Origin of the sequence: Gottschalkia acidurici 9a (assembly GCF_000299355.1) — a bacterium.
GTDB lineage: Bacteria > Bacillota > Clostridia > Tissierellales > Gottschalkiaceae > Gottschalkia > Gottschalkia acidurici.
This window is the reverse complement of sequence record NC_018664.1, coordinates 1,989,351-2,004,240: the sequence shown is the minus strand read 5'-3', so window position 1 is coordinate 2,004,240 and position 14,890 is coordinate 1,989,351. Positions and strand designations below refer to the sequence as shown.

Genomic DNA, 14,890 nt, shown 5'->3' with positions numbered 1-14,890 from the left:
TGACAAAAAATAAAAAATCCGTTATAGTAATACTTAGATAACCGATTAATAATAAGATTATAAATAGTTATTTTGGAATTGCGAAACTATAGTCACCCCTAATGACGATGTTTCCAAAATAACTATCTATATATATAACTAAACTATACCTTGTATAAGACTGATATATTTAATTAGAAAAGCACTATTAATATTATTAAAATTAATAATATTAATAGTGCTTTTCTATGTTTAAAGTAGACTATCAAAATATAAGCTTAAATTTATAATTATTTGAAATAATAAACAATCCAAATAATTATCCTAAACATACATTTTAAGATATAATATATCTATAAGTAATCTAAAGAGGTGAAAAGATGAAAGTCAGATATATACTAGGAAGATCAGGGACAGGAAAAACTCATAGAGTATATGAAGAAATCAAATATAGATTAGAAGAGAGCGACACAAATAAACTAATATTATTAGTTCCAGAACAATTTACTCTACAAGGTGAAGCTGATTTAATATCTAAAATGAACCTAGACGGTATTATGAGATTAGAAGTATTAAGCTTCAGTACATTAGGATTTAAAGTCTTAAATGAAGTTGGAGGAATAAAGAAAATACCTATAAATGAATTAGGAAAGATAATGATATTAAGAAAACTATTTGAGGAAAATTCAGGGGATTTAGAAGTTTTTAAGAAAGGTTTTAATCAAGAAGGATTTTTAAAAAGCTTCTGTAGTTTAGTATCGGAATTCAAAAAGAATAGTGTGTCTATAGAGGAACTACAAACAAAAATAAATTCTTTTGAAAAAGACAATATGTTAAAAAGAAAACTAAAAGACATAAGTTTAATATATGAAAAGTTTAATCAATACTTAGAAGGAAGCTATACAGACGAAGATGATAACTTAAATTTAGTTATAGAGAGACTAGAGCAGTCAAACTATTTCAATGATGCGGAAATCTGGGTGGATGGGTTTAGTACATTTTCTACACAAGAGTATCAAATATTAGAAAAGTTATTTTTAAAGACTAGAAAAGTAAATATATCTCTTACTCTTGATGTGGATGAAAAAGCTAAAGACTATGACTTATTTGAACCAACACTAGATACATATAAAAGAATAAGGGAACTAGCTACTAGAAATGGTATAAAAGAAACAAAAACAGTTCTAGAAAGAAACTATAATGATAAAAGTAAAGATATATTACATTTAGAAAGAGAGTTCTTTTCATATCCATATCAGAGATATAGTGAAAAATTAAATCATATAAATATATTTTCAGGAGTAAATCAGTATACAGAAATAGAAAACGTAGCAATAAATATAATATCACTTGTAAGAGAAAAAAATTATAGATGGAGAGATATAGCACTAGTTTGCAATTCTTTAGATATATACACCCCAAATATAAAAAGAGTATTTAATGAATATGAAATACCATATTTTTTAGATGAAAAAAGAAATATAATGGGGAACCCTATTATAAAGTTTTTGATATCTTCATTAGAAATCATATCAAGAAATTTTAGATATGAGGATGTATTTAAATGTGTTAAAACGGGATTAAGCGATTTAGATAAATATGAATATGAAAAACTAGAGAATTATGTTCTAGAGTTCGGTATAAAGGGAAATAGTTGGCTAGAAGATTTTAAATATATTAATGTCAAAGATGAAGAAGATAGAGAAAAAATAAAAGATGAATTAAATGAAATAAGAGTTAAATTTGTAACTCCTTTTATAAGTTTAAAGAATAAATTGAAAACAAAGAACAAAGTAATAGATACAACTAGATATATTTTTGAGTTTTTAACAGAAATGAAATTAGAGAGTAAAATTGAGACGATTATAGAGCTTCAAAAACAAAAAGGAAATTTAGACTATGTGAATGAAAATACTCAAATTTGGAATACAATAATGGAAATATTCGATCAACTCGTAGAAATATTAGGTGATACGAATATAAGCTTAAAAGAATATATAAAAATACTAGAATCAGGACTTAGTAATCATGAAATAGGTATAATTCCACCTACGATGGATCAAGTTTTAATAGGTAATTTAGAGAGATCTAAGAGTCAAGATATAAAAGCACTTTTTGTAGTAGGGGTAAATGATGGCATACTTCCATCCGGATTTAATGACGGAGGTATAATATTAGATGATGAAAAAGTAATAATGCAAGAATCAGGTATAGAGTTATACTCTGACAATGCTACTAGATCAAAACAAGAAAGACTATCGATATATTCAGCTTTTACTAAACCAAGTCAGTACTTATATATAAGTTATGCACTAGGTGATATAGAGGGAAGAGCTTTAAGACCTTCAACATTAATAGATAGGTTTAAAAAGGTGTTCAATATAACTATTGAAAGTGATGTAATCAAATCAGATGAAATATCACTAAAACTAATATCTAGACCTCACTCAACATTTAAATATCTAACGGAAAATCTAAGGGAAGATTTAGAAGAAAATAATATTAGTGAAATATGGTGGGATGTCTATAGTTGGTACAATGATAATAAAGATTGGGATGAAAAGAAAAGACTAATAATAGATGGACTATTTCATGCTAATCAGGAAGAGAATATGAGTCAGAATTATGCTAAAAACTTATACGATATACCTTTCAAATCCAGTATATCTAGATTAGAAACTTTCGCCAATTGTCCTTTCTCTCACTTTGTGAAGTATGGATTAAAGCCAAATGAAAGAAAAGAATATTCAGTTAGAATGCCTGATATAGGGACACTTTTTCATAATTCAATAGAAAACTTTTCTAAACAATTAACTATAGAAAATTTAAACTGGAATGAAATAGATAGACAAAAATCAGATGAACTAGTAGAAAAAGTGTTAGATAGAATGATAGATAACTTTCAAAATGGAGTATTGTTAAGCACTCATAGATATAAATACTTATCAAATAAACTAAAAAGAGTAAGTAAACGAGCAATATGGGTGCTTACAGAACATTTAAAGAGTGGAGAATTTATACCATTAAAACATGAGATTTTCTTTGGAGATGATAAAGAAAATGGTATACCTCCAATAGTGATAGGACTACCTAATGGAGAAGAAATAAAACTAGAAGGAAGAATAGATAGAGTTGATATGTTAGATAGCGAATCTGGAAGCTATGTAAAAGTAATAGATTATAAGTCTGGTAATAAACGATTTAGTCTTTCGGATGTATACTATGGATTGCAAATACAACTAGTTGTATATATGGATGCAGTTTTAAGTAACAAGCATAAATTAGTAAAAAATGATGTATATCCAGCAGGAGCTTTTTACTTTAAAATAGACGATCCTATAATACAGACGGATGAAGATAATGCCAGTGTAATAGAAAAAGAAATACACAAAGAGTTAAAAATGGATGGACTAGTGCTAAAAGATATAAACGTTATCAAAGCATTAGACAATACTATAGATAATGGTGTAACTTCTAGAGTAATACCAGTAACATTAAAAAAGGATGGAGAACCTTCTAAGAATTCTTCAGTGTTTGAAAAAGAAGACTTAGATAATTTAATTACTCATGTGAAAAGCTTAGTAGGAGACATAGCAACAGAAATATTAAAAGGTAAAATTAAAATAGAGCCTTGTAAAAATGGTAATCAGGTATCTTGTGAGTACTGTGAATTTGATTCTATATGTCAGTTCGATACTAACTTTGAAGATAATGAATATAATGTTTTGAAAAAGTTGAAAAATGAAGAAGTATTAAAGAAAGTAAAACAGAAAACAAAACTAAAAAGGTTGTGATACTATGCCAAAATGGACTGAAGCTCAAAGTGAAGCTATAAAAAATAGAGGATGTAATTTACTTGTTTCTGCTGCTGCTGGTTCTGGGAAAACAGCCGTTTTAGTAGAGAGAATAATAAAGCTTATAGTGGAAGATAAAATTGATATAGACAAGCTACTGATAGTTACATTTACAAATGCAGCCGCTGGTGAAATGAGAGAAAGAATATTAAAAGCAATTACAGATGAAATGGAAAAAGAAAATAGTGATGAGAAAAATTTAAGAAAGCAAGTGTCACTAATAAATAAAGCATCTATAACTACTCTGCATTCGTTTTGTATAAATGTAGTAAGAAAAAACTTTCATATAATAGGAATAGATCCTACGTTTAGAATAGGTGATACAACAGAGATAAGAATAATAGCTCAAGAATCTATAGAGGAAGTTTTAGAAAGCAAATATGAACAAGGAGAAAAAGATTTTCTAAGACTAGTAGAAAGTTTTAGTGGAAATAAAAGTGATATAAAAATAGAAGAACTAGTATTAAGTATATATCTATTTATTCAAAGTCAGCCATATCCATATAAATGGCTTAAAGAAAGTGTAGAAATGTTTAATATGGACAGGAACGAATTAAATGAAAGTACATGGATACAAACCATAAAGGAAGATATAAATACTAAGTTAAAAGGTGCTAAAAATATAATTGAAGAAGCGATAGCTATTTCAAAACAAGCAGGAGGACCAGAACCGTATTTAGAAGCACTAAATCAAGATTTAATAGACATTGAAAAGCTAGAGAGTATGATAGAGGATTATGTTCTAGGAAATATACATGTTGATGATATGAAAATAGAGCATACCAAGTTAAAAACTATAACTAAGAAAATGATAAGTGAACTAGAAATAGACGAAGTTTTAAAAGCAGAAGTATATGATTTAAGAAATGAATATAAAGATATAATAAATGAACTATTTAGTAAAAATATATTAAAAAGAGATATGGATAGTTATTTTGAAGATGTAAAAGATTTTTATCCAGTTATGAATAGTATATATGAATTAGTAGTGTCATTTGGCGAACTATATAGTGAGAAGAAGTTGGAAAAAGGATTATTAGATTTTAATGACTTAGAACACTATACTCTTCAAGCATTAGAAAGTGAAGATGTAAGAGAAGAACTTAAAAATTGCTATGAATATATATTTATAGATGAATACCAGGATAGTAATATAGTACAGGAAACTATTATAGATAATATAAAGAGAGAAAATAATTTATTTTTTGTTGGAGATGTAAAGCAAAGTATATACAGGTTCAGATTAGCTGATCCATCTTTATTCATAGGAAAGTATACAACTTACTCTAAAGATGATGAGAGTGTAAATAAAAGGATAGATCTTTCTCAAAACTTTAGAAGTAGAAAGGAAATACTAGATGGAGTCAACTTTATATTTAAAAATATAATGACTAGTGAACTTGGAGAAGTAGATTATACAGAAGATGCTTATTTGTATAATGGAGCAAACTATGAAGAAATAGAAGATTCATCTATAGAAATAAATATAATAGAAAAAAACATGTCCGATAATGAAGAGAGAGAAAATAACGATAGCGATATTGATATAAATCTGGAAGAGATGACAGATGCAGAAATAGAAGCTAAAGTAATAGCTGATAAAATAAAAAATCTTATAGGAAAATCGACTTTTGACATAAAAGAAAACAGATATAGGGAGATAGGGTATAAGGATATAGTTATACTCTTTAGAGCTACTAAAAATTGGTCAGATATATTTAGCGAGGTTTTTACAAGAGAAGGAATACCAGTATATATAGATGACAGTTCAGGATATTTTGATGTATTAGAAATAAAGATATTTTTAAATTTACTAAGTATAATAGATAATAAGAGACAAGATATTCCACTACTAAGTATAATGAGATCACCAATAGGAAAATTTACAACAGAAGAGCTTATAAAAATAAGAATAAATAATAAGAATTCAAGTTATTATGAGGCAATAGAAGGTTATATAAAAGATAATATGGACGAGCTATCAGAAAAACTAAAGAATTTTATATCAAAAATAGACTACTGGTGTGAAGAAGCTAGATATTTAAAACTAGATGAGTTTATGTGGAAGCTAATGATGGATACTGGATACTACTATTATGTAGGAGCTATGCCACGAGGAGCACAAAGACAAGCTAACTTAAGAATATTAGTGGATAGAGCAAATGAATTTGAAAAGGCATCTATAAATGGACTATTTAATTTTATAAGATTTGCAGATAAACTTCAAAGTGCAAGTGGAGAAATGGGGACAGCAAAAGTATTAGGAGAAAATGAAGATGTTGTCAGAATAATGACAATACACAAGAGTAAAGGTCTAGAATTTCCAGTAGTTATATGTGGGGGACTAGGTAAGCAATTTAATTTAAAAGATATGCAACAAGATATATTACTTCATAAAGAATTAGGATTAGGTCCTAAACATGTTGATATATCAAAACGTCGATATAGAGAAACTCTTCCTCAGTTAGCTATAAAGAGTAAAAAGAAAATAGAAAACCTCTCAGAAGAGATGAGGGTATTGTATGTGGCTTTAACTAGAGCTAAAGATAAACTTATATTAGTTGGAAGTATTAGAGATATAGAAAAACAAGCTAAAAAGTGGTCTAAAAAAGGAACAATATATAATTTAATGAGTAGTAGAAATTACTTAGATTGGATATGTACCTGCTTATTTAAACATAAAGACGGAAAGCCAATTAGAGATTTAGTTAATATAGAAATAGATGGATTATTAGATATAAAAGATAGTTCAAAATGGACTGTAAACTTTATAGATAAAACTAATATTTTTAAAGAAAAGGCTGAAGAGAATAAGCTTAAACAAGAGTATAAGGACAAACTTGAAAACTTTAAAAGAGAAGAGTTTACAGAATATAAGAAATTAATAGAGGAAAGATTTTTATGGAATTATCCTTATGAAAATTCCATAAAAATACCCTCAAAGATATCAGTCTCAGATATTAAAAAAGCTAATATGAAAGATATAGACGATGTAGTGTATAAAATACCTTCGCTATTAAAAATACCACAGTTTTTAGAAGGCAAAAAGCCATTTACATCTGCTGAAAAGGGAACAATAGTACATTTTGTAATGCAACATATAGACTTAAAAAGTGATATAAGTTTAGAATCTATAAAGTTACAAATAGAAAAAATGACATTTCATGAACTAATCACAGATGAAGAAGCTAAGGTAGTAGATGTAGAAAAAATATTAAAATTCTTTGATAGCAGCATAGGAAAGAGAATGTTGAATTCGGAAAAATCATTTAGAGAAGTACCTTTTGTATATAGAAAAGATGCTTGCAAAGTTATAGAAGAGTTAAATAATTGTAGCGAAGATGTATATATACAGGGTATAGTAGACTGCTATTTTGAAGAAGATGGAGATATAGTATTACTTGACTATAAAACAGACTATGTAGGAGAAAATCCAGAAAAATTAATTTCTAAATATAAGAGTCAGTTAAAACTATATAAAGAGGCTATAGAAAATATAACTAAAAAAGAGTAAAAGAGAGTTTCATATACTCATTTAATTTAAATACAGAGGTGAAAGTAGATTGAGAATACTTCATACATCGGATTGGCATTTAGGAAAATATTTAGAAGACTATAGTCGATTAGAAGAGCAGGAAAAATTTATAGAAGACTTAGTTAATATAGTAGAAGAAAAGAATATAGACTTGGTTATAGTTGCGGGGGATATTTACGATAATAGTAATCCTCCTGCAAAAGCAGAAAAACTTTTCTATAGAGCAATGAAGAAACTATCGAGTAATGGACAGAGAATAGTTCTAGTAATAGGGGGAAATCATGATAACCCAGATAGACTATCATCTTCAAGACCATTAGCAACAGAGCAGGGAATAATACTTTTAGGTACACCTAAGAGTACAGTAGATATAGGAAGTGTAGGAGAACATGAAGTATTAGATTCAGGAGAAGGATTTATAGAATTAAGCATAAATGGAGAAAAAGCAGTTATATTAACACTACCGTATCCTAGTGAACAAAGATTAAATGAAGTATTTCATAAAGGTAAATATGAGGAAGAAATACAAAAAGAATATTCAGAAAAAATAGGAGAAATATTAGCTGAACTATCTAAAAAGTTTAGAGAGGACACAATAAATATCTGTACTAGTCATATATTTGTACTAGGAGGCGAATCAACAGACTCTGAAAGACCTATACAAATTGGTGGAGGACTTACTGTAAATGGAGGTTATTTGCCTGAAAAAGCTCAGTATATAGCACTAGGACATCTTCATAAGTCTCAAAGAGCAGGAGGAAGAACAAACGCATATTACTCGGGATCTCCTATACAATACAGTAAAAGTGAAGCAAATCATAAAAAATACTTATATATAGTAGACTTAAAGCCAAGACAAGAAGCAATAATAGAGCAAATAGAGTTAAATATATATAAACCCATAGAAATATGGAGATGTAATGGAGTAGAAGAAGCTATAGAAAAATGTAAAGAAAATAAAGATAGAGATGTATGGGTTTATCTAGAAATAAAGACCGATGATATAATTACTCAATCGGAATTAAAAGAAATAAAAAGTATAAAACCAGATATCTTAACTATAACCCCCATTATAAACTTTACAGAATTTGAAGAAGAAGAATTAGAAAGCTTTGAAGATAAGACTATATCAGAGCTATTTAAGAGCTTCTATGTGGAAAGAAACAAAATTGAGCCTAGTGAAGAGTTTATGGTTATGTTCGATGAGATAATAGCACAGGAATAAACTATGTACTTATATCTATTATATGAAATATAAAAAATCTACTTAATAATACAGAAATGTTATAGAGAAAATATAATTAGTGTAAAAGTATATAGCTAGTGTCCATGATATTATATAAAGATATCTGGATACTAGCTATATATATTAATATTTATCTACTACAATACCTAGAGAAGAAGCTTTGATAAAAGACATATTTTTTAACAATTTAAGATTTTCAGAATTACCAGTAACTACAATGCCTTGAACCTTTATATCATCTTTAGTTACTTCATTATCTTTTCCAGCAATAATATCATATATTTGACTTTTATCATGCTGTTTTAGAGCTTCTATAAAGCGCTGTTCTGGATTTTTTAACTTTTCTCCATATTCATTTATAGTTTTAATACCATATGCTTGATCTTCATAACATAAATCAGGAAATTGTTCTACTAACTGACCATCTTCTTGCTTGTTTACGTAACGCTTTTGATTTTCTTTACTTTTATCGTCTACAGCATCAATCCAATACCAAGTTAAATTTATATCACTCGGTATCATATCATTAACTTGATCTATTGTATACTGCTTATCAAAAGATAAGGCTAATTCTATATACTTGCTACTCTCGATATCGTCTAGTAAATTAAGATCGTTGCTATATCTATCTTCATAGTCCACATATGGATAATAAAACGCCATTAGTTTTTGACCAAGGTAGTTATACCGAGGTAAAAAATTCAAATCTTCAGCTGTCATTTCTGTAGAACTGATAAGGCGTCCATCTGCTTGAATATATTTCTTACCTAATAAATCGAACTTAATACCATCAGAGCCAGTATAGACTCTTTTTCCATTTATAAGTTTAAATGTTTTATACTCAGTTTCACGGCTAAAAAAGCCTTTATAAGTATAAAACGTTCCAGGAAACGAATTAGGGTATTGAATTAAAAATGTATTTTCAACATTAGAAATATAGTTATTCCATTTTTTATAAATCACTTTTTCTCCTATAGATATAGAAAGAAAAGATAAAACTACAAATGTAAAAAAGCTAATAAATACAATTTTTAAAGTTGAAAATCTTTTAGCATTTTTTATTGCTTTACTTATTTTATTACTTTTAACCTCATCAAAGATTTCATCTAGCTCTTTCTCATCATCAATATATATATCATTTTTTTTATCAGTCATACTTTAACCCCTCCCATATTTCTCTAAACTTATTTCTTGCTCTGTAAAGATAAGTTTTTACTGTACTTTCGTTTATACCTAAAAGAAGAGATATTTCTTTGTAAGATAAACACATAAAGTATCTGAGAATTAACAGATTTTTATAAGATGGCTTTAATGAATTTAAAGCTTTGTTGATATAATCTTTAAACTCTTCATTTAATACTTCTTCCTCAGTAAAAATATTATCTGATAGTTGCTTTAGAGAAGTATCATCAATATCTATATAGATATCTTTTTTCTTATTTTGATTATATATGTTATAGTAACTATTTATCGAAACTTTAAATAACCAAGATATAATTTTGTCTGCATTTAATGAATCGATATTAGTTATAACTTTATACATAGTATCTTGCACTACATCTTCTGCATCTTCTAGACTAGCACCTATTTTTATTAAATATTTGAATACAATCTTCATTTCATTAGCTAGCAAGTTTTCTAAGCTGTCATCCTTCATAAGCACCACCTTAAATTTTATATAGAACAATATCAATATACATTCTATTGTAATATTGCAATTGAAAGCTTTCATGTATATAACAATCTAGATATAAAAAAGTATACAGTTTTTTAAAAAAATATATAAAAATACTTAATAATATATATAAAGGTTTATAAGACTTATAGAGAAAATATAGTCAATAAGAATAATACTATATATTCTCCTTACTTTCCAATATGTTATAATCTAATAAAAAGAGAGACTTAAGTGTATAAAAACTTATTAAGAAATGACAGAAGGCAGTTTCTTAAAATAAAGAATAACTCTATTAAAGATTAGTAAATAAATACTTAATTATAAACTAAATAGAAAAAAGAAGGTGAAAATATTGAAACCAATAAATCTCAAAATAAGCGGATTAAATAGCTTTCTGCAAGAAGAGGAAATAGACTTTTCAAAGTTAGTAGAAAAAGGACTATTCGGAATATTTGGTCCTACAGGAAGTGGTAAGTCAACTATACTAGATGCCATAACACTTGCTATATATGGACAAGTAGCTAGAAAGAGCACCTCTTACATAAATACAGAAGTAGATAAACTGTATATATCTTTTGAGTTCGAGGCTGGAAATGGAGATTTAAGAAAAAAGTATAAGGTAGAAAGAAGTATAAAGAGAACAAAAAATGGTGGTATAAGTACAGTATTTGCAAAGCTAATAACATATGACAATTTAGGGAATCAGGAAAATATAATAGAAAAAACTACAGATGTGAAAAAAGAAATAGAAGAAAATGTTATAGGGCTAAATTTTGACGACTTTATAAAAACAGTAGTTCTTCCTCAGGGGAAGTTTAGTGAATTTCTAACACTAACAGGTTCAGAGAGAAATAAAATGTTAGAGAGAATACTAGGATTAGAAGAGTATGGAGATAAATTAACTAAAAGGATAAATGAAAAGAGAGACTTAGCAAGAGAAAAATTAAATCTAATGAATGGAGAACTTAGTAGATATGATGGTGTATCTAAGGAGAATATAGAAGTACTTAAGCAAGAGCAAAAACAATTATTATTAGAAGAAGAAGTGTTAGAAAAACAGATAGAAACACTAAATAAAGATTATGAAAAGTATAAAAAGATATGGGAGCTACAACAACAGCTAGCAGTAGATGAAACTAAATATGAAAAACTAGTAGAAAACCAAGAAAATATAAATGAAAAAAATTTACTATTAGAAAAAGGAATAAATGCATCATCAGTAGTTCCATACATATATACACTAGAAGAAGCTAATAGGGCTGCAATAGAGAATAGAGAGTTACTAAAAAAATATAAAGAACAATTGGAAAGACTCACTATTGAAGTAAAAGAAAAAGAGATTGAATATAAAGTGATCTATGAAAAAAAAGAAAAGGATATACCTCTATGTAGAGATAAAAAAAATGAAGTAGAAGAAGCAATAAAATTAGAAGAAGAGAAAGAAAAGTTAGAAAGTGAAAATAGAAATTTAATAGTAGAAAGAAAAGATATAGGTTCAAAGATAGATGAATTATCAATTAAATTAGAAAAAATTATAAAAGATAAAAAAGAAATAGAAGAAAAAATATGTAAAGATGAAAAATATATATCTGAAAAATCAATATCATCAACATACAGAACTAAAGTTACAGAAGGGTACAGACTAGAAGAAAAACATATAGAAAATGAAAAAAATATAAAAGAAAATCAAATACTTAAAGAAAATGTTTTAAATGAAATAGAAAAACTATACAAAGATAAAAAGGTATTAGAAGAAGAGTTAAATGATAAAAATAGTGAATTGAAAAATATAGAGGATATAAGAGAAAGACTTTTAAAATCAAAACCGGATGATGATAAGACTAGATTTAGTTTAAAAGAAAATATTCTAGAAATGAATAATAAAATAAAAGAATATAAAGAAACGGAAATAGAAATAAAGAATATAGAAAATACAAAAATAGAACTCGATAAGAAAATAAATGAGAATAGTGAGACACTAGAAATAAAGAAAAAAGAGCTAAATTCTAAAGAAAAAGCATTAGAAAATATAACAAAGCTTATAGAAGATTTAAAATATAAAAATTTAGCAAGTATTCTTAGTAAAGAGTTAAGAGAAAATGGTGAGTGTCCAGTATGTGGTTCAACATCCCACCCCAGAATAGCAGATAAAGTAAGTAATGATGAGATAGAAGAAAATGAAAAAATAAAATTAGAGCTAGAAAAATCAGTAGCTTCATTAAAAGATGATATAAATAAGTTAGAATTTATGGGATCATCTCTTAGCAAAGATAGTCAAAATAGTGAAAGAGAAATAGAGACATTAAAAGAAAAAATAAGTTCTACAAATTCTCAAGAGTTAGAAAAAGAAAAAAACATGTTAGAAGAAAAGCTTCAAAGATCACAGGATTATTTAGAAAAGTGGAATAGTGAAACTGAAGAAGTAAATAGTAAACTACAAATAATAACGAAAGAAAAACATGATATGGAAAAAAGAAACACAATTCTTACAGCTAATATAGAAAATAGTGTTAAAAAGAAAAATGAATTAGAAGTACATTTAGAAAAGCTACAGACACAATATGAACTTATCTTAAAATCCTATGAAGAAATAAAAGAGGAATTAAAACTAGAAAATATAAAAGAAAAATTAGATGAAATAACCAATACAGATAAAGAGTTAGAAGAAATAACAATAGTGCTGAATACTCGAAAAGAAAAACTAAAGGTATTGGAAAAAGAGAAAAGTCAAATAGAAGAGGCTATAAATAGTTTAAAAGATTCGTTAATCAAGATAGAGCAATCAATAAATTCAAAAGAAGAAATAATAAAAATACACATTGAAAAGATACAAAAGGTATCAGATGGAAAGAATTTAAAAGATTTAAAAGAAAAAATAGAAAAGTATGTGGAGCATATTTTAAAAAAAGAAAGTAAATTAAAATTAGAATTGGAACAACTAAAAAGTAGTTTAAGTAGTAAAGAAAAAGAGATAAGTGGAGCAGAAGAAAAAGACTTATTATTAGAGAAGAATATTAGAGACACGAGTGATAAACTAGAAGTAGCTTTAGAAGAAAATAAGTTTAAAAGTATAGAGGAAGTAAAAGAAAATAGTATAGAAAGGTCCAAATTAGAGGTTTTAAAGTATGAGATAGAAAACTATGAAAAAGAATTAAATCTTTTAAAATCAAATATAGAGAAAATAAATAGACAGCTAGAAGGTAGATCAATAAGTACGGAAGAATGGAATAGCTTAATTAGCGAGAAAGAAGAAAAAATTAACTACAATAACGAACTACAAAAGAAAAAAGGACAAGTTGGAGAAAAGATAAGTGAATTAAGTAAAAATTTAGATAGAGTAAATGAAATTCAAAGTGAGATTAAGAAGCTGCAATCTAAGGACGATATCTTACAAGAGATGTCAAACTTAGTTAGAGGAAAAGATTTTATAAAATATATAAGCAAGAATCATCTAAAAGCAATATCTAGAACAGCAACATCAAAGTTAAAAAAAATAACTAGAGAAAGATATGGACTAGAAATAGATGAAGAAAATAATTTCATAATAGTAGACAACTACAATGGTGGAGTGAAAAGAGAATGTAACTCTTTATCTGGTGGGGAAACTTTCTTAGTGTCACTATCCCTAGCATTAGCCCTTTCAACTGAAATACAATTAAAAGGAAAAGTGTCTCTAGAATTCTTCTTCTTAGATGAAGGTTTTGGAACATTAGATACTACAACTTTAGATGTAGCTATGAGTTCACTTGAAAAGCTTCATACTGAAAAGCTAAGTGTGGGAATAATAAGTCACGTTGAAGAACTAAAAAATAGAGTACCAGTTAAGCTATTGGTGTCACCACCAGTATCAGGGATTTGTGGTAGTAAGGTTAAAATAGAATGGAGCTAGAAATTTAATAAGAATACATTGAGGAGATACTATATGATACAAGGAAAAAATGTTTTAAAAGAAAAATTAATCAAAATAAAAGAAATAATTATTTACTAGAAAATCAGGAAAGCTATTTTCCATTAGCCTTAGAGATGATGGACAATATCGGATCTTTGGATTCTGATCTAAGAGATAAGTTGATATATGGAACTTTATTTCATTGGATTCCAAATGGCAGACTTAATATTGATCAACTTAAATATTTACTAAATATTAGTTTGGATAGTTCACATCTTTTTTATAAAATACATAATAAAGATGACGACTCTATTTTTAAAAGAATATTCTCAGTATTAATAGTAGCTCTTATCTCATATGAACATAGAAAAGAAAAGTTTTTATCAGAAGAAGTATTATATCAAGTTAAAGATAAGCTGATTGAATCTATGCTTACTGAACGAGATGTTAGAGGGTATGTTGAGGTAAAAGGTTGGGTTCACTCGGCAGCACATACTGCTGATGCTTTGGATGAAATAGTTCAATGCGATTGCTTTAATAAGACTGATTTACTAGATGTATTGAATTCTATAAAGTCTAAGGTTTGGATTGGATATTATGTTTATGTAGATGAAGAAGATGAAAGAATGGTTACAGTAATATAGAGTGCTTTAAATAGAAAAATACTTAGTAACTCAGAAATAATGGATTGGTTACAAGGGTTTAAAAT

Annotated in this window: 7 protein-coding genes; 5 read left to right on the top strand and 2 right to left on the bottom strand. The window is 27.2% G+C overall.

All coding sequences use genetic code 11. The annotated features are described in order from the left end of the window. Nucleotides 1-359 precede the first annotated feature (359 nt). The 3 genes from addB to CURI_RS09545 are packed head-to-tail and all read left to right on the top strand — an operon-like array spanning nt 360 to nt 8,593. A complete protein-coding gene (gene addB, locus CURI_RS09555; RefSeq protein WP_014968051.1) occupies nt 360-3,773 on the top strand; it encodes a helicase-exonuclease AddAB subunit AddB in 3,414 nt (1,137 codons plus the stop codon). 4 nt (nt 3,774-3,777) lie between these two features. After that, complete coding sequence (addA, locus tag CURI_RS09550) at nt 3,778-7,347, top strand: helicase-exonuclease AddAB subunit AddA (protein ID WP_014968050.1); 3,570 nt, start codon at nt 3,778-3,780, stop codon at nt 7,345-7,347. Nucleotides 7,348-7,396: 49 nt separating this feature from the next. Then, entirely contained in the window at nt 7,397-8,593 is a 1,197-nt protein-coding gene (locus CURI_RS09545) for an exonuclease SbcCD subunit D (protein WP_014968049.1), read from the top strand. Nucleotides 8,594-8,737: 144 nt separating this feature from the next. Here CURI_RS09545 and CURI_RS09540 read toward each other — a convergent pair whose 3' ends face one another. Both CURI_RS09540 and CURI_RS09535 read right to left on the bottom strand, forming a co-directional pair. Beyond that, entirely contained in the window at nt 8,738-9,769 is a 1,032-nt protein-coding gene (locus CURI_RS09540) for an anti sigma factor C-terminal domain-containing protein (RefSeq protein ID WP_014968048.1), read from the bottom strand. Beyond that, nucleotides 9,762-10,271 (bottom strand): RNA polymerase sigma factor, encoded by a 510-nt coding sequence (locus CURI_RS09535; protein WP_014968047.1) that lies wholly within the window; start codon nt 10,269-10,271, stop codon nt 9,762-9,764. The genes CURI_RS09540 and CURI_RS09535 overlap by 8 nt, the downstream gene beginning before the upstream one ends. A gap of 373 nt (nt 10,272-10,644) precedes the next feature. Here CURI_RS09535 and CURI_RS09530 point away from each other — a divergent pair, with 373 nt between their 5' ends. Next, on the top strand, nt 10,645-14,181 hold the full coding sequence (locus CURI_RS09530) for an AAA family ATPase (RefSeq protein ID WP_014968046.1): 3,537 nt from the start codon (nt 10,645-10,647) through the stop codon (nt 14,179-14,181). A 155-nt stretch (nt 14,182-14,336) separates the two neighbouring features. Next, nucleotides 14,337-14,825, top strand: coding sequence for a DUF2785 domain-containing protein (locus CURI_RS15060; protein ID WP_187287395.1), 489 nt, complete (start codon nt 14,337-14,339; stop codon nt 14,823-14,825). Nucleotides 14,826-14,890: the final 65 nt, after the last annotated feature.

Excerpts from the sequence above, each read along its gene's own strand:
- addB (WP_014968051.1), top strand. The coding sequence starts at position 360 with ATGAAAGTCAGATATATACTAGGAAGATCAGGGACAGGAAAAACTCAT.
- CURI_RS09535 (WP_014968047.1), bottom strand. The coding sequence starts at position 10,271 with ATGAAGGATGACAGCTTAGAAAACTTGCTAGCTAATGAAATGAAGATT.
- addA (WP_014968050.1), top strand. The coding sequence starts at position 3,778 with ATGCCAAAATGGACTGAAGCTCAAAGTGAAGCTATAAAAAATAGAGGA.
- CURI_RS09540 (WP_014968048.1), bottom strand. The coding sequence starts at position 9,769 with ATGACTGATAAAAAAAATGATATATATATTGATGATGAGAAAGAGCTA.